This window comes from Bacteroidota bacterium, assembly GCA_017303905.1.
Classification (GTDB): domain Bacteria; phylum Bacteroidota; class Bacteroidia; order B-17B0; family Aurantibacillaceae; genus JAHEYG01.
Map to the genome: position 1 here is coordinate 262,084 of JAFLBH010000003.1, position 18,427 is coordinate 280,510.

Genomic DNA, 18,427 nt, shown 5'->3' on the forward strand with positions numbered 1-18,427 from the left:
TTTTATTTATGAAGAATAAGTCTTCTTTAATTGTCATTACTGCGCTCTGTGTTTTGTGCGCCATTTCCTTCTGGTTATATAAAAACAAAACCTCGGATTCAACCCTTAATAAAGAAGCACGTGATTTTGCCGTAAAAGACACAGCAGCAATTACGAAAATATTTTTAGCTGATAAGGAAGGTAGAAAAGTAAACTTAGAAAGAAAAAATAACGGATGGATTGTTAACGGTAAATATCCGGCCAGAACCGATGCTATCAGCCTTTTATTGTACACCATGAAAATGGTAGATGTAAAATCGCCGGTATCAAAATCGGCACGTGAAGCCGTGATAAAGCGAATGGCCACCAGTTCCATTAAAGTGGAAATTTATGAAGACGATGAGCTAATCAAACAATATTATGTCGGACATGAAAGCATGGATAATGATGGCAGTTATATGATTTTAACCGATCTAAGTTCGGGTGAAAATTATGATGAACCTTACCTCACGTTCATTCCGGGATTTACTGGTTTTCTGGGACCTAGATATATCACTGACGAAACCGATTGGCGCGACCGTATGATACTTAATTACATACCGCCGAACATCAAACAAATTAAATTAGAACTCACAGAAAATCCCGATTCATCCTTTGTGATTAATCTGAAAAGCACTACGCAATTTGAGTTAAATAAATTAAACGGACAACCAATCACATTTGACGAAACCAAGATGAAACAGTACCTCGCCTATTTTCAAAATGTGAGTTACGAAAAACTTCTAACTGAGTACAACAAAAAATTGTGCGATTCATTACGCTCGTCGGTGCCCTACATAAAACTGAGTATTACCGATACAAAAAACGAAACCAAAATATTTAACTTTCACCATAAAAATTCAAGTTTCGAGATTAATAAGAAATACGGCATCGATTACAAATACGATCCGGATAGATTTTTCCTGACTTACGATAATAACAAGGAAGTAGCCCTGGTACAATACTATGTATTCGGAAAAATACTGCCCACTTACGCCTATTTCCTCCCTAAAAACTCTGTTAAAAAGTAGTTCAAAACTAAAGGCACTTTAGACCCCTTATTTTAGAGGTAAACTTAAATTTGTTAGAGAATAAACAGGGCTTGCTCTGTTTGTTTTTTATTGTATTATTGAATCTATAAAAATAAGAGCATATGAATTTTGTTGTATCATCTATCACTTTATTAAAACATTTAAAATCTGTTGGAGGCGTATTAAACACAAACAACACCATTCCTATTTTAGATTGCTTTTTGTTTGAAGTGAGTAATGGCGAATTAACCATCTCCGCTAGCGATATGGAAACTACCATTACCACAAGTTTGAAAGTGGAAGCTTCACAAGGTGGAAGTATTGCTATTCCTGCAAAAACATTATTAGATGCTTTATCTAATTTACCGGAACAACCTATTTCATTCATCATCGACAACAAAAAATTCTCAGCGAAATTAAAAACTGAAACAGGAGATTATACTTTAACCGGACATAACGGTGAAGAGTATCCTAAAATGCCAAAGTTAGATTCACAAACTTCTATCGTTATCAAAAGTGACATACTTGCTTCTGCAATCAATAAAACAATTTTCGCAACAGGAAACGATGATTTACGTCCCGTTATGAGTGGCGTATATTGTCAGTTTACCGAAACTAATTCCATCTTCGTTGCAACTGATGCTCACAAATTAGTTCGTTATACACGTAATGATGCAAAAGCCGGTGCTTCTACTTCTTTCATTATGCCAAAAAAACCATTGAATGTTTTAAAAACTTTATTGGCCGGTGTAGATGATGCAGTAAAAGTAGAATTTAACAAAACTAACGCTTTGTTCTCTTTTGGAAACATCAACTTAGTTTGTCGTTTAATCGACGGCAAATACCCGAACTACGAAGCTGTAATTCCAAAACAAAATCCGAATAAACTCACCATCGATCGTTCATCTTTCCTTAGTGCCATTAAACGCGTGAGTGTTTTCGCTAACAAAGCAACGCATCAGGTACGTTTAAAGATAAACGGAAGCCAATTAATTGTGTCTGCTGAAGATTTAGATTTCGCGAATGAAGGTCACGAAAGTTTAGTTTGCTCTTACATTGGCGAAGACATGGAAATCGGTTTCAATTCTAAATTTTTGGTTGAAATGGTAAGCAATTTGGAAAGTGATGAAATTACCATTGAAATGAGCGCGCCAAACCGTGCAGGAATTATCGTACCGTCACAAAAAGCAAATCCGGGTGAAGATGTTTTAATGTTGGTAATGCCGGTAATGTTGAATAATTAATTTAAACGAATGAACTTTAAAATAAAATTCCTCTTAAGCCTGTTTCTTCTAACAGGCTTTTTTGTTAACGCGCAAACTGGCGTAACTGTTATTGATAGTATTTATTCCAATGGTATTTACCGTACTTATCGTTTATACAGACCAACAATTTACACAGGTGCTACATCAGTTCCGCTGATTTTAAATTTACACGGATACACTTCCACTTCCTTTCAACAACAATTTTACGGCAACTTTATGCCTATAGCTGATACGGCCAATTTTTTAGTTGTACATCCGCAAGGAACTAAAGACGGCAGCAATCAACCCTACTGGAATGCAGGTATCAGCACTATTGGAGCCAACGATCTTTTGTTTTTAAGTCAACTCATTGATTCTTTAAAAGCAACTTACAACATCGACAACAACTGTGTCTACTCAACTGGTATGAGTAATGGTGGCTTTATGAGTAATTATTTAGCGTGTAATCTCAGTAATAAAATTGCAGCCATTGCAGGCGTAACCGGTACCATTTTCACAAACTGGTTTTCGAGTTGTAATCCGGGCCGACCGGTTCCTGTTATGCATATTCATGGCACTGCCGATCCTACTGTGCCTTATGCTGGAAACAGTACCATGATTGCGGCAGATACATTGGTAAAAATGTGGCGCGTTAAAAACAATTGTAATTCAGTGCCTTCGTTTAGTAATGTACCAAACATCAATACAACCGACGGATGTACAGCTGAGCATTACATCTACACTGGCGGCAATAGCGGCTCGAGTGTTGAATTTTATAAAATAATAGGTGGCGGACATACCTGGCCGGGCGCGGCGTTTACTACGGGTGTAACGAATCAGGATTTTAATGCCTCTGTTCAGATTTGGCGATTCTTCAGAAAATACAAACTAAATACACTCACTTCTGTCAATGAAATTGCTAATTCAAGAAATGATGTGATGGTTTTTCCAAATCCATCGTCAGACTTTATTCAAATAGTAAGTGATGAAAAATTAAACTATGAATTGTTTGATGTAAGCGGAAAAAGAATCTCCATTAATGAAATTAACGCTAACACCATCGATATTTCTAAATTGGAGAATGGAATTTATTTTCTTTCTCTCTCCAATAATTCCTTTAAGGAAATCAGAAAAATTGTGAAGGTGAACTAAACGAGTTCTTTATACATTGGTATGTCGGGAAGGTATTTTAGTTTATTACCAAACGTATCTATTACTATTTCCTGCAAGCCATTTGTGAGTACCAAATAACGAACGCCCATTACCAAATTATATCGCAAAGCTTGCTCGGCAGTTTGCTCTGTTAATGCCACATCGGGCGACTTACATTCCACCAATAAAACAGGTTGCATTGCTGTATTGAATACTACAGCATCATATCTTCTTTTTGTACCATTTAATTCAATCTCCTTCTCAATGGATAAAAGAGAGGTGGGAAATTCCTTTGCTGTAATTATATAATTAATAAAATGCTGTCGTACCCACTCTTCAGGTGTAAGAACAATCCATTTCTTTCTGACTTCATCGAACACCAAGGCCTTTTTTCCTTCGTGCTTTATCTTAACATTAAATGTTGGATATTTTAAACCTGAGTCCAATGAATAATTAAATTTTTATAAATATATTTACATTAATACGATTTACAAAGACATATGAAAAGCAAAGAAGAGATTGTAAATAATTGGTTGCCTCGTTACACAGGTGTGCCTTTAGAAGAATTTGGTCAATACATTTTATTGGTAAATTTCAGCAATTACGTGCATATGTTTGCACAAATGAATAATGTGGAAGTACGCGGACTAGACCGACCTATGAGCAGTGCCACAGCCAATAACATCACTATCATTAATTTTGGAATGGGAAGCGCGAGTGCGGCAACCATTATGGATTTATTGAGCGCCATACAACCTAAAGCCGTTTTGTTTTTAGGCAAATGCGGCGGACTTAAAAAGAAAAATCAAATAGGTGATTTAATTTTACCGATTGCTGCGATACGAGGAGAAGGAACCAGTGATGATTATTTTCCGAGTGAAGTACCTGCCCTACCTTCCTTTAATTTACAAAAAGCAATTTCTTACACCATTCGCATCAGTGATCGTGATTACTGGACCGGAACTGTATACACCACCAATCGCAGGGTGTGGGAACATGACGATAACTTCAAAGAGTATTTACGTCAATTAAGAGCAATGGCGATTGATATGGAAACTGCTACCATTTTCACCGTTGGTTTTCATAATGAAATTCCAACAGGGGCTCTCTTATTGGTAACCGATCAACCCATGATTCCTGAAGGAGTTAAAACTGAACAGAGCGATAAAAAAGTAACCGATGGATTCGTGAACGAACATTTACGCATCGGCATCGAATCACTGAAAGAATTACAAAACAAAGGTATCTCTGTAAAACATTTACGATTTGAGTAATCCAACAAATACTCCCGAGTATTACATCAACGGAATTCTCTCCGGCGATATCACCGTTCTAAGCCGTGCCATTACGCTTATTGAATCGACAAAAGCGGAACATCAGGAATTAGGCGGAAAGGTGATAGACGGCATCATGCACAAAACCGGACAATCCTTTCGTTTAGGAATTACCGGCGTACCGGGTGTAGGAAAAAGTACCTTTATAGAAAGTTTCGGTTTACACTTAGTAAATAACGGTCACCGCCTTGCTGTTTTAGCCATCGACCCAAGCAGCCAGAAAAGTAAAGGGAGTATTTTAGGCGATAAAACACGCATGGAAAAACTCTCTGTTCATGCGAATGCTTTTATTCGTCCTTCACCCAGCAGCGGAACTTTAGGTGGCGTTACCAAAAATACATTTGAAACCATTTTGCTTTGCGAAGCGGCCGGATTTGATTTTATCATTGTAGAAACGGTGGGAGTTGGTCAAAGTGAAATTGCCGTTAGCCAGATGACGGATTTCTTTTTATTACTGATGTTAGCAGGTGCCGGCGATGAATTGCAAGGTATTAAACGCGGCATCATGGAAATGGCCGATGCACTTCTAATTACCAAAGCCGACGGAAACAATTTACAAAAAGCTAAAAACGCGAAAACAGAATACGCGCACGCCTTACATTTATTTCCACCCTCAGAAAGCGGATGGATTCCGAAAGTGGAAATCTGCTCCAGTATACAAAATGAAGGCATCAAAGAAGCTTTACAAATCATTGAATCCTATAAAAACTTAAGTATTACGAACGGTTACTTTTCATTGAAGCGTAAACAACAATTAAGTGATTGGCTACACTACAGCATCAGCGAGCAATTGAAAGAAAAATTCTACAATCATCCTTCCATCAAAGAAGAATTAAAGAATATTGAAAAGAATTTAGACAGCGGAAAAATTAATCCGTATCGCATCGCTTCCGAGTTAATTTCCAAATGGAAAAACTAAAATCGTTTTAGCTCTCAAAAAGCCAATAATTCCTTAACAATTACCTCCCATTTTCATTGATAAATAGCTTAATTTTAAGCTTTCCATTTTACTATGAAAAAACTTTTACTTTTTGTCTTTACCGCATTGTTTTTAGTAACGAATGCAAATTCCTTAATCGTTGAAAATCCTTATGCGAACAGCTTTAAAAAAGCGTATGCACTCTACCCTTCTGTTCCGAAAGGAGTTTTAGAAGCTGTGGCTTGGACACAAACCCGTTTCACGCATTTATCCAATGAAGAGAATAGTTGTATCGGAATACCGCAAGCTTTTTCCGTTATGGGATTAACGGAAGATGGGAAAGATTATTTCCGCAGCAACCTTTCCTTTGTTGCGCAACTTTCAGGATTTACTGAAAAAGACATTAAACAAAACGCGGAAACTTCCATCATTGCATATGCCGCAGCATTTAACAAACTGCAAAGTCTACATGCTAATTTTTCTTCCAATCCGGCAGATTACAAAAAAATATTGGTTGAGTTAAGTGAATTACCTGTTGTAAATAATCTCACCAATGATTTTGTGATGAACAGTCACCTTTATCAGTTATTCTGGTTTTTAAACAAAGGTGAATTTCAAGATGCTTATAATTTCCCGGATTATCATTTGAATCTCGAAGAAATTTTTGGTGATAATTATTCTGTCTTATCTTCTTCCTCATTAAAAGTTTCCTCTTCATCCGTATCTACTCCTAGCGGTCAGCAATACAAGTCAGGCTTATTAACCCTAGCCTCTCCCGATTACCCATCCGCAATATGGAATCCGACAACATGTAATTTCAGCTCTCGTTCAGGCACACAAATTTCAGCCGTTACCATTCACTTTGTTCAAGGTTCTTATGCCGGTTGTATTTCCTGGTTTAAGAATTGCAGTGCCAATGCATCTGCGCATTATGTGATTCGCAGTTCCGACGGACAAGTCACACAAATGGTGTTAGAGGCGGATAAAGCCTGGCATGTGGGCTCTGAGAATCCATACACTTTGGGAATCGAACACGAAGGTTATGTGAGCAGTATTTCCTGGTTTACTACAGCAATGTATAACTCCTCTTCAGCTTTAGTGAGAGACATGTGTACGAGCAACTCTATTAATCCATTACGTTGCTATTTTGGTCCAAGTTGCTCCGGCACCACCTCTCAATGCTTACAAGGTTCTTGCGTAAAAATTAAAGGGCATCAAATGTACCCTAACCAAACACACACTGATCCGGGACCAAACTGGGACTGGGAACGTTTTTACAAATTGCTTAACAATACATATACCGTAACAACGTATACTGCATCTTCCGGAAACTTTTATGATTCGGGCGGAGCGAGTGCTAATTACACTAATGACGAAAGAAAATTGTGGCTCTTCACTAAACCCGGCGCTACCAACATCACTTTAAACTTTACATCGTTTAATACTGAAAAGAATTACGATTATCTCTTTATTTACGACGGAGGTAATGTAAACTCTCCTCTCATTGGAAAATATTCAGGAACGGTTAGTCCGGGTCCTATTACTTCTACTAACGATAGTTTATTGGTAGAGTTCAGAAGTGATTGCGCTACTTTAGCACCGGGATGGGTTGCCAGTTATACAACTAACGTAGTGGTGACCTCCGCACCGGATGTAATCGCACCAACAACTTCTGTAGCTACATTAGGCGCGTGGAAAACCACCACCTTTAGTGCTACATTCACGGATTTAGATAATACCGGAGGTTCAGGCGTAGAAAAAGGTTACTATCAGGTAATTGATTTTAATGGCACCGAATGGCGCGCCAATTATACACGTGGTTTCTTCGCCGATAATTTTGATAATGCCATTCATCCTGAGTGGACACAAAAAGCAGGAACATGGGGCATCAGCAATAATTCACTCGAACAAAGTGACGAAACAAGTACAGCCGCAGGAAACACAAACATTTACGCTTCCTTAACGCAAAATTTATCCAATCGCTATTTATACCACTTCCTAGCTAAAATAGAAGGAACAGGAACAAACCGCCGCGCGGGATTGCATTTCTTCTGTGATAATGCCGACAGTACCAACCGCAACAACTCTTATTTTGTTTGGTTCAGATTAGACGATCAAAAAATTCAAATCTATAAAGTAGTGAACAATAATTTTGGTTTACCAAAAATTGATCAGGCACTTGCTTTTAACGCGGCGCAGTGGTACGACATTAAAGTAATTTACGACCGCATCACAGGGAAAATTTCCGTTTACATGAATAACGCTTTAGTTGCCACATGGACCGACCCATCGCCATACGCCAATGGAAATTTCATTTCATTCAGAAGCGGCAACAGTAAATTCAGTATTGATGAAATAAAAGTATACCGTTCTCGTGCAGCAACTACAAACGTAAGTGTTGGTCCGGGTAACGCGAATGATATCCGTTATCAGAATCCAAGTCCAACTCAATTCAGTGCCAAAGTAAAATCCATTTGCCAGGATTCGGCAGGAAACCTTTCTCCGATTTACTATCACGATTTAAATATTGACTGGACACCACCATCCAACATCACTTTTGTAAATGACGGAAGCGGAACGGATATTTCTACAGCATGTACTAAAGACTCCTTACTCGCTAATTGGAGCGCAAGTGCCGATACCAATTCATCCGTAACATTCTATTCATACTCCATTGGTACAAGTGCGGGAGCGACAGATGTTTTAAACTGGACCAATAACTGGGCTTCTACATCCACCAGCAGTCAGAGTTTAAGCTTAACGCACAACACCACCTATTATTTTAATGTAAGAGCTGAAAATGGAGCGGGATTATTAAGCAATGTATTCAGCAGTAACGGACAAAAAGTAGATACTACCTGTATTGGAATCGGCGTACAAGAAAATTTCAATGTATTGAACGTATCTGTTTTCCCGAATCCTTTCACCAACACACTACAGATTGATGCAAGCGGATTAGAGAATACGGAAATTTTAGCGGAAGTGTTTGATGTAACCGGACGCGAAGTATTAAAATATATGCTTCGTGGTAAAACGGCCGATAACAAACTTTCGATTAATACAAGCCAGCTTCAGCAAGGCGTTTACACTCTAAAACTAAGTGCCGGACAAAAAAGTCAAACTTTCAAGCTATTAAAACAATAGTTTTGGCGCATTTTTGGGGATTTCTCTTCTGAAATCTGATTTTTATCAGTAATATTACTGATAGGAATAGGTTATGAAAATTAACCTAAATCAGATCTTCGTAGCAATGATTAAAAACAAGGCATTCAATGATTTTTTAAATGAAGCCGGAAATATTTCTGCATTCACCGGTCGCTTTTTTAAGGAGTGTTTCAGGCCACGATATGAATTTGGTGAATTTTTAAAACAGTGTTATTTTATCGGTTATAAATCATTAGGCTTAGTAGGCGTTACGGCATTTATTATGGGTTTGGTAATTACCATGCAATCCCGCCCTACCTTAGTAGAATTCGGTGCAGAAGCCTGGTTACCCAAAATGGTATCCGTATCCCTCATTCGAGAAATTGCACCTGTAATTACAGCACTAATTTGTGCAGGTAAAATCGGCTCGGGAATGGGAGCCGAATTAGGTTCGATGCGCGTAACCGAACAAATTGACGCCATGGAAGTATCCGGCACCAATCCTTTTAAATATTTAGTTGTAACCCGTGTATTCGCTGCTATCTTAATGATTCCGATTTTAGGTGTGTTGGCAGATGCTATTTCTTTATACGGAGCCTATTTGGGTTGCAACATACATGGCGTGGTGAGCTGGCAATTATTCTGGAATCAGGTTTTTGAAACAAACGCGTACACCGATTTAATTCCCGCTGTATTAAAAACATTTTTCTTTGGTTTAGCCATTGGAATTATCGGATGCTACAAAGGCTACACCACCAGTAAAGGAACTGAAGGCGTTGGACGCTCAGCGAACTCTGCCGTGGTAATTGCTTCCTTACTCGTGTTTGTATTAGATTTAATTGCCGTACAAATTGCCGACTTATTAGGATTAACGTAATGCTGAAAGAAGAAACACAACATAGCACACAAACTTCCTCAGGCGATTACGTGATGAGCATTCGTAACCTTTACAAAGGTTTTGGAAGCAATAAGGTATTGAATGATTTCAGCTTAAACATTCCGAAAGGAAAAAGCATTGGTGTATTGGGAAAATCAGGTTCCGGAAAATCAGTTTTAATTAAATGCATCATCGGATTAATGCCTCCTGATTTGGGAAGTATTAATGTATTAGGACAAGAAGTTCCGAAATTAAATAACGAAGACTTAGATAAACTACGCGTAAAGGTTGGTTTTTTATTTCAGAGTAATGCTTTGTACGACTCCATGACGGTAAGAGAAAATTTAGAATTTCCTTTACGTCGTCACTGGATGAAAAAAGAAACACGCAATGTAAATGATTTGGTGATGGAAGCATTAGAGGCAGTTGGACTTGGCCATACCGTTGACATGATGCCTTCCGAATTATCGGGTGGTATGCGTAAACGTATTGCCATTGCGCGCACATTAATCTTAAAACCTGAAATTATTTTGTACGACGAACCAACTACAGGTTTGGATCCGATTACAGGAAGAGAAATCAGTCATTTAATGGTGGAAGTGCAAAAGAAATACAATACAACTTCTATCATTATTTCGCACGACTTAAACTGCGTAAAAATCGCGGCGGATAGTTTAGTGATGTTGATAGAAGGAAAAAATTACGCGGAAGGAACTTTCAATGAAATGAAAGCTTCTACTGATCCGAAAATAAAATTATTTTTTGAGTAACATGGCAAACGAAACAGGAAGAAATTTAAAATTAGGCGCCTTTGTATTGGCCGGTACATTATTTTTAATTGTAGTGCTGTACATGATTGGTGCTAAACGTAATTTATTTAGCAATACATTTACCATTACGGCCGATTTCTATAATGTGAATGGTTTAATGACCGGAAACAATGTGCGTTTCTCCGGAATTAATGTTGGCACCGTAGAAAGTGTAGAAATAATTTCGGATTCATCGGTGCGTGTGGTGATGTTGATACAAGATAAAGTAAAGCAATACATTAAAAAGAATTCAGTTGCTACGGTTGGAACAGATGGTTTAATGGGAAATAAACTCGTCAACATTAACGCCGCTAAAGATGGCAGTACAGCTCCGAGTATTGAAGAGGGCGATCAATTAAAAACATTAAGACCCATTGAAACAGATGAGATGATTCGTACACTAAGCACCACCAACGATAATATCAAAAACATCACCACCGATTTAAAAACCATTGCGCAAAAAATAAACAGTCGCAATACCTTATGGAGTTTATTAATGGATACAGTGGTGGCTGAAAACATTAAGCAAGCGGTGGTGAATATTAAAATGGCAGGCAACAACGCCGCCGTGGTAATTGGCGACTTACATTACTTAACAAAAGAAATGAAAGGCGGTAAAGGATTAATTGGAACCTTAATTACAGATACTACACTCTCTACCCGCCTCGACCATACCATGGTTAAATTAAACCTGGCAGGCGATAATCTCGCGGTGATAACAGGGGATTTAGGAAATGTATCGAAGAAAATAAACACCAACGAAGGCACCTTAGGTATGTTGATTATGGATACCATGTTTGTAAAGGATTTAAAATCGGCCATGAAAAATTTAGACAGCGGCACCGGCAACTTCAACGAAAACATGGAAGCCTTAAAACATAATATTCTTTTAAGAAAATACTTTAAGAAGAAGGCTAAAGAAGCTGAGAAGAAGAAGTAATATAATGAGTGTGGATTAAAAATTCGTGTGAAGGGGGAGATTAATCTTGGATTTTATTTACCTTTCCAGTGTTCTCTTATATATTTTAATAATTCACTCCCATGTAACTGCTCAGTACTTGCAGACCTTCTTATATAAAATTCCTCAGTACCATTTCTTTTCATAAAAACTTCTGCATTTGCCTTTTCAACTCTAACATAAGCTATTGTTTTCCCTTCAATTTCATAATAGTCAAAAAGAATTGACGCATTGCTATGTTTGCCAAAATGATTTGAAATAAGGTTATCAAAATGCTTCTTCAATTCATCCTGCTTGTTTCCCTTTGCGAATGAATTAAAGTCATCATCTATGCCAAGGATACTGCCGTCATCCTTAATGCCGATAAGCAAAACTCCTCCATCACTATTTAAAAAGCCAGCAATAGCCCTTAGACATTTATATTCGATTTTCGGTTCAATCCTATTTGCCGATAAGTCCCATCTAAATCTACTTTTAAACTCAACCTTTCTTCCTTCCCCACCTTTTATTAATGCAGGTATATCCATTTCAGGTTCAGGAACGGCTAGAGTAGGCCACTTAATTACTGGTTTTAGAAACTTACTGGTAACATCATCTCCAATCTGACAGAAACGATCATAGGTCCATGTTGCAACATTATGAAACTTCTTCGCTTCTGGTGCCATTGTACCAGACCAATAAATTTCATTATCTAATGCCTTTTTATCCTTAATATTGAAGATTTTAAGACTTGAGACTTCTTTAAGTTTTATAAGCTCTCCAGCGACTCTAACTTCAACCTTATTTTCGTTATAAGCATCAGCAAGAACCATTACTTCCTGATAACTTAAATTAAGAAGGTGTTTAGGTTTGTTTATCTCATATCTCACATTATATTTAAAGGATTGCAAAAGCAATTCTTCCGTAATTTGCTCGTCGCTTTTTTGGTACCTCATTATTGTTTCAGGCGTAAGCTGTGTTTTATCAAAAAACTCGAGAAGTTCTTGTGGGTCATCACCTTCATTCTGTGCAATTGATGATAAAACGAGTTTCATTTTTATATCCAGATCCTTTAGTTGTTCACTGCTAAACTGTGCGCTATTTAATCCTACTTTTCCAAGTACACGCAGAAACTTTAAACCTGCAGCTTGCATAGAAGGGGTAATTTGTACATTACTTTTAATCTTAATTTTACCAAACGCTCCGTATATCATCGATTCAATTCTATGAACCGAAGGGATTTGTTCAAGAGTAACGCTAGACGCAAGGTTTTCGATTAGATTTCTCAACAACTTTTCAGGTGTTCCGAGGCCCATAGCAATTGCAAATTGCCTAAGGTCTCTTTTTTCTTCGTTTGTAGTGAACCGCTTTTCTATTTCAGGAAGCAAATCCTTTACTGTAGCAATTATTTCATTTTTTGCTTGTTCATCCATAATTATACTGATAAATCATTTTCTATTAGAATGCTCTACTCTTGGAATCAACTCATCAATTGTTTTACCAGGATTATTTATCAAATCTTTGATTATATAAGTGCGAAGTGCTATCATAAAATTTATAAATTCATCAAGCCATATGGTTTCTAATTCCGGAATAATAAAATTGGAATGTTGAAATAGGTTTCTTTGAATATTACAATTTCTTAGCATTAGATAATAATGGTTATTTAATTCATGTTGTATGTTTTCGTGAGGAATCGCTTGAACTTTATCAAAAAATGATTTTATCAATGGATGATTAATTATTTCTTTTAAAGGCTCAATGGTTTCGGACTTTAAATTTAAGTCATTTAAAATGTTCCACCACTCCTCGCTTGTATAGCCAAGATCTTTGAATCTTTCATTAAGGAGGTATTCATGTAAATAAAAACTACATTGTTGAAATAATCCGTAATATTTATGATTATGAGATTTTGAAGAATAATATGAAAGAATACGGTCAATAATTCCCTCAGGTTTTTGATACCCATCAAAAAGAGATTCTATAAAGCGCCAAAAATCGCTAATCATATACGGATTTGAAGAAGCATTTACCGCTTCAAAAAATACTTTATCAAGATTCAAATAATTGGCAAAAATTGGATTGGACCTATTGTCCTCTAGAGTTTTTATTTCCTGCATAGCATCGATGCTCATCTTCTTTATTGGAATAATATATCTCTTTGTGAGAAAAGACCAAAAATCATTGATGCTTGCATACTCAGACAGATCCAAATAAGCTTTGGTTGATTTATTATTAAAATTGGAATCCGAATGAAGGTTGTAATTAAGATAGTTCAACGCTTCGCTTACTTTTCTTATTGATTTCTCTAAAGCCTGATTTTGATTACCTGAGAAAACGGATACCTCTGCAAAAATATAATTATCACTTTGCTTCAAATATTCCTTAAAGGACTTACGTGTATCCTTTTTTATATACGAATCGTAAAAAGAACTTTTAAATTTAACACCATTGCATTCAAACGCTAAAGCTTCACCTTGATTATCTCTGACCAATTGAGTGTTTCGGATTTTGAAAATAAATCGTCTTGTGTGTATTGATTGATTGTACAAATAAAGAATGTTTTGAAACTGTACTTTTAGGTTAGATTGCCTAAGGTGCTTTTTTACTTTGTTTTTATACTTTGTTAATGACAATTTGTTTTTCAAATTAAAAAGCTCTTCAGGAACTGGTATTTGATAAATTTCGTTCCTATACATTTTATCAATCAGCTCAAGGTTATATCTTATTGCATTATCAAAAACCTGCATTATTTCGACACTTGAATAACCGATTGAGTAGTATTCAGTTATAATAATATTCGCACACAACTCAATGATATGCTTATGATCATGCTCTTCCAATGATTTATCGCAATGAACAACCTTTATCAACTCATCAACAACCCTTTCTAGGTATTCTTTATCTAGCAAGGCAATTAATTTTTGTAAAGAATCAATTAATGGAGCACAATCATATGTATTATTTGTTAAATACTTATAGAGCTCTGAGTTTATTTTTTCAAAATAGTCCTTATAATAGTTTTTTACAAAATAGTCCTCTACCGGCGAAAGTAAACCCTTGTAATGACTTAAATGATGTTCAATATACCTTTTCTTCATCCCATTTGGACAAATAAGTAATTGATGTATAATTTTTAATAGAATTTTAGTGTTAATATTTTTATTGGCAAAGGGTGTGTTAAGCGATTTTGAAAGTAAATTTATAGAGTCAGCAAAGTACTTTATTTTCTCTTCTATATGAGGGGTATCGTGATTAATGCAGCTAATTAAATTAGCTTTCGGTTTTGCAACTGCAATAGTATTAGGTGTAATGCTCATACATTTAAAGTTACTAAATTAAACTTTTCTTATATAGGAAACCAAACAACACTTTGCTATAATTTGTAATACTTGGTTAAATAGAGAAATAATACCCTGATAATCAAAATCCAATTTTGTGACAAATAATGGAATTGAGCTGCGGACTACTATTGATTTATAGTTTGTTCAAAAACATCAATAAAACCGTAATATTTACCCAGCAACCGCTACTTTTTTTGCTTCCATATTTTTTAAGATATAAATGTTAATCGAATAAGTATCATTTGGCACATGATGTAGCAATAATAAATCAACTAAATCAAAAGAATCCATCTTAATCACAATTTATAGGAGACATTTGTATTACATACTTTATATTATTCTTTCTTATTCTCTTTGAGATTATCAAAATACTTATGAATCAATTGAGTAACTTCTGTAGGATTTTTTTCCTTAATCTCGATTTTTAACTGTTCAGGCATTTCCATTCTAATAGACATGAAATATCTTTCAAACTCATTATATACTTCATTCAACCAAACTTCCGTCTTTTCTTCTTCTGTACCGAAGAAATCCAAATGTTTCATGCTTAAAGGCTCCTTTTGATAATGAAAGGTAGCATTTCGAAATCGTCGCAAGCGTTCCAAATAGGGAGAAGATATTAGCTTGTCTATTTTTTCATCACTTAATTTTAACTCCTTCCATCCTTCAATAACCAAATAAATTCCTGAATAGGAGTATAAAAGATACAATCCTGCCTTTGAATAAAAAAAACCAATCAAATTTGCTTCATCGCCATCCATTGATTTAATCCAATCAGTTTTTGTCTCCATACGAAATAAAGCACGCATCTGAGCAGCATAAGCAAAATATCTATAAAGTGTTAATACTTCAAGTTTAATTTCCATTCCTCAATTTGTATTTTAAATTATTATCATACGCTATTGCCTTACTCTTATATAAAACCTCTACCTACTCACCACAACCTTTTTATTTTCTATTCCATTAGACGTGTAAACTTTTACTACATAGGTTCCATTTGGTAATTGAGAAATGTTTAATGTGTTCTGTTCTGTTTCATTCAGCAACAGTCGTCCCATTACATCGTACAATTCTAACTTCTCGATTTTATTTTCTTTAACCAAAACATTCAACACATCCTTGGCAGGATTTGGATATGTTACTACTCCACTCTCTTCGTTTTTGAATTCCGGAAGACCTGTCACTGTTACGGTTCCTGTTTTCATGCCATTTCCAAAACTGGTCACCCAAATTTCGGAGGTATTGTAAGGATTAAAAAACACACGCTCCGGTTGCTGAAACGGATAACTCGGCACCATCGAAAATGTAGGTGTAGCCGCATTTATATTATGGCTAATCCATAAACCTTGTCCTTCCGTTGTCAAATAAATCTGATTGGCATTATTGGGATTAAAGGTACATGAAGCCACTCTGTCAATAGTTGTACCTGTTAACTTCGTCCAGCTTGTTCCTCTGTTGGTTGTTTTGTACAGTCCCCCCAGACCGTTAGGTGGTCCGCCCCACCCGCTAAACACACCCACATACCATGTATTTTGTGTAGGATCATTCGGGTCCACCACAATATCTTTTGTCCAGTAATACATACCGGTATGCGATACATCCGTCCATGTATTAGAAGTTGGATTATAAATAAATACTCCGGAGCTCGCCGTAAATGCACCTCCCGATGTTCTTCTTCCCGAATAAGTACACACCATGTTACCGTCATTCAACACCACAATACTTGCCGGATGTTTTTCTGTACGCGGTGGATTTGGTAATAAGGTCCAGGAAGATGTGGCTAAATTATTTAAATCATTTGTCATGTAAACACCACCAATTCCTGCACCGGCATTATAATGAATAACGCTCGCGTAAGCACGGTTCGGATTATTAGGATCTAAGGCAATCCAAAAAACAGGATGATTAAACACACGTAAATTTTGCCAGGTAGCGCCATTGTTTGTAGAATACATAATTTTTCCATTCGCATCCGTTACATCCAAACGAGAATCCTGTAAATAGGTACTTTGATAAATATCGTGTATGTTAGAAGTTCCCATAAACAAAGTGCCGTTGGTTGGATGTTGTACAACACGATAAGCCGAATTCCCGGTATGCCCTGTATAATTAAACGACCATGAACTTCCTGCATCTGTACTGCGTATGCCTCTTATATCAGAAAAACACGACCACATATTATTCGAGTTGATCCAATGTACTTGCCAGCAAGTTGTGTTTTCAATTCCTATACTCTGACAATTTTGATTCGGCGGTGTATTCGCTCCAGCCGGATGTTGTCCTGCTGTATTGATATAAGCTTGTTGCCATCCTGTACCCGCGTTGTTTGTTTTATGCACAAAACCAAAATCACCGAAGATAACTGAGTTAGCATTATTGGGAGCTACTGCTAAAGCAAACGGACATTCACCGTAACTCCAACCACGATCGCCGCCTTGTCCGCTCCACCCTGTAATAATATTGGCATTACCCGTTGTATTAAATGTATTAGCCCATGAAGTGCCGGCGTTTGTTGTTTTTAAAACAATCGGTTCAGAAATGGAATTACTTCCGGCTACATATACCGTATTAATATCGTTAGTAGCCATTCCAACAAACATAGGATAGGTAGTTGTGAAATTGATACCCGTACTTTTTGAAACCCAATTACCGCTTCCATAATCTACTGAATAAATTCCTTTCGGATAATTGAAATAATCAGAACCTACAACGCCCACATAAATATCTGCCACATCAGCGGTGATGCAAAAGAATCGAGTCACCGCGCCAACTTTTGCTCCGGCAAAACTCCAGATGCGTTCGTTGGTTGGTAAACCGGTGATGGTAGCGGTTGCCCATGTTGTACCACCGTTAGTTGAAATTAAAACCCCATCGTTGGTTCCAATGTAAATGTTGTTGCCATCGAAAAACACACCTGCTACTACATTTCCGGCAGCTGTTGCCGCTGTGTGAATTTGTGTAAAGGAAGTGCCGCCATTATTTGAAAAATGAATTTCACCGTAATAGGAAATGATAACGCGGTTAGGATTATTATAATCTGCGTCAATAGAAAAAGTTTCTTCATTATTATCAGGATTACCGGGTAATGGCGACCAGGTTACACCATTATCTGTACTCTTCATTGGAACAACCATGTTGTTGGCATAGCTTACGGAATACAATAAACCCACGGAACTGGTAAAACATACTTTAGAGTTATGTCCTGCAATTAATTCAGTAAAATGAACTTGATTATAACTTAATCCGAAGTTAGTGGTATGAAAGAGTTCACCCATATCACAGGCAATGTAATATTCGCTATTGTTAGCGGGATTAATGGAGCAAGCAAAAAGAGCGCCGCCACCGCCAATGCCTCGTGAGGAAAATGAAGTAGGTTGAGCAAAAATTAAGGAAGAACAAATTAACAGGAAGCAGGTAATTGTCTTTTTCATAAAATAGGTTTTAATGCTTTAAGATAGAAAAAATAAAAAAACCATCCCTAATCTAGGAATGGTTTTAACAGAATTAGTTGGCTGTATTGATTTAGACTTAGTAACCTTTGTCACTTCGAGCGTAGTCGAGAAGCGACTCAACAGATAATTTATCCATGAACCGGTCTCGACTCCGCTCGACCTGACA

Annotated in this window: 14 protein-coding genes; 9 read left to right on the forward strand and 5 right to left on the reverse strand. The window is 36.8% G+C overall.

What is annotated here, in order from left to right:
- Window positions 1-8 precede the first annotated feature (8 nt).
- The 3 genes from J0L69_11840 to J0L69_11850 all read left to right on the forward strand — a co-directional run bounded on the left by J0L69_11840 (window position 9) and on the right by J0L69_11850 (window position 3,445).
- Window positions 9-1,049, forward strand: a complete 1,041-nt coding sequence (locus J0L69_11840) for a DUF4340 domain-containing protein (GenBank protein MBN8693878.1) — start codon at window positions 9-11, stop codon at window positions 1,047-1,049.
- Between the two features lie 122 nt (window positions 1,050-1,171).
- Window positions 1,172-2,293 (forward strand): DNA polymerase III subunit beta, encoded by a 1,122-nt coding sequence (dnaN, locus tag J0L69_11845; protein ID MBN8693879.1) that lies wholly within the window; start codon window positions 1,172-1,174, stop codon window positions 2,291-2,293.
- 9 nt (window positions 2,294-2,302) lie between these two features.
- On the forward strand, window positions 2,303-3,445 hold the full coding sequence (locus tag J0L69_11850; protein ID MBN8693880.1) for a T9SS type A sorting domain-containing protein: 1,143 nt from the start codon (window positions 2,303-2,305) through the stop codon (window positions 3,443-3,445).
- On the opposite strand, the gene J0L69_11855 is transcribed toward J0L69_11850, so the two are convergent.
- Window positions 3,442-3,891 (reverse strand): type I restriction enzyme HsdR N-terminal domain-containing protein, encoded by a 450-nt coding sequence (locus J0L69_11855; protein MBN8693881.1) that lies wholly within the window; start codon window positions 3,889-3,891, stop codon window positions 3,442-3,444. The genes J0L69_11850 and J0L69_11855 overlap by 4 nt on opposite strands.
- A 54-nt stretch (window positions 3,892-3,945) precedes the next feature.
- On the opposite strand from J0L69_11855, the gene J0L69_11860 reads away from it, so the two are divergent.
- The 6 genes from J0L69_11860 (at window position 3,946) to J0L69_11885 (ending at window position 11,468) form a co-directional block, all read left to right on the forward strand.
- A complete protein-coding gene (locus tag J0L69_11860; GenBank protein ID MBN8693882.1) occupies window positions 3,946-4,719 on the forward strand; it encodes an AMP nucleosidase in 774 nt (257 codons plus the stop codon).
- Window positions 4,703-5,698: a methylmalonyl Co-A mutase-associated GTPase MeaB gene (meaB, locus tag J0L69_11865; GenBank protein MBN8693883.1), complete on the forward strand. Its 996-nt coding sequence runs from the start codon at window positions 4,703-4,705 to the stop codon at window positions 5,696-5,698. The genes J0L69_11860 and meaB overlap by 17 nt, the downstream gene beginning before the upstream one ends.
- A 93-nt stretch (window positions 5,699-5,791) precedes the next feature.
- On the forward strand, window positions 5,792-8,842 hold the full coding sequence (locus tag J0L69_11870) for an N-acetylmuramoyl-L-alanine amidase (protein ID MBN8693884.1): 3,051 nt from the start codon (window positions 5,792-5,794) through the stop codon (window positions 8,840-8,842).
- A 106-nt stretch (window positions 8,843-8,948) separates the two neighbouring features.
- The gene (locus tag J0L69_11875) at window positions 8,949-9,719 is read left to right on the forward strand and encodes an ABC transporter permease (GenBank protein ID MBN8693885.1); all 771 of its coding nucleotides are present in this window, start codon (window positions 8,949-8,951) and stop codon (window positions 9,717-9,719) included.
- On the forward strand, window positions 9,719-10,489 hold the full coding sequence (locus J0L69_11880) for an ATP-binding cassette domain-containing protein (GenBank protein MBN8693886.1): 771 nt from the start codon (window positions 9,719-9,721) through the stop codon (window positions 10,487-10,489). The genes J0L69_11875 and J0L69_11880 overlap by 1 nt, the downstream gene beginning before the upstream one ends.
- Window position 10,490: 1 nt before the next feature.
- Window positions 10,491-11,468 (forward strand): MCE family protein, encoded by a 978-nt coding sequence (locus J0L69_11885; protein MBN8693887.1) that lies wholly within the window; start codon window positions 10,491-10,493, stop codon window positions 11,466-11,468.
- A gap of 53 nt (window positions 11,469-11,521) precedes the next feature.
- Here the strand turns inward: J0L69_11885 and J0L69_11890 are convergent, their stop codons facing one another.
- From J0L69_11890 to J0L69_11905, 4 genes are all read right to left on the reverse strand, one after another.
- A complete protein-coding gene (locus J0L69_11890; protein ID MBN8693888.1) occupies window positions 11,522-12,898 on the reverse strand; it encodes an ATP-binding protein in 1,377 nt (458 codons plus the stop codon).
- A gap of 15 nt (window positions 12,899-12,913) precedes the next feature.
- Window positions 12,914-14,785 (reverse strand): hypothetical protein, encoded by a 1,872-nt coding sequence (locus J0L69_11895; protein ID MBN8693889.1) that lies wholly within the window; start codon window positions 14,783-14,785, stop codon window positions 12,914-12,916.
- 359 nt (window positions 14,786-15,144) lie between these two features.
- Window positions 15,145-15,600: a hypothetical protein gene (locus J0L69_11900; GenBank protein MBN8693890.1), complete on the reverse strand. Its 456-nt coding sequence runs from the start codon at window positions 15,598-15,600 to the stop codon at window positions 15,145-15,147.
- A 135-nt stretch (window positions 15,601-15,735) separates the two neighbouring features.
- On the reverse strand, window positions 15,736-18,240 hold the full coding sequence (locus tag J0L69_11905) for a T9SS type A sorting domain-containing protein (protein MBN8693891.1): 2,505 nt from the start codon (window positions 18,238-18,240) through the stop codon (window positions 15,736-15,738).
- Window positions 18,241-18,427: the final 187 nt, after the last annotated feature.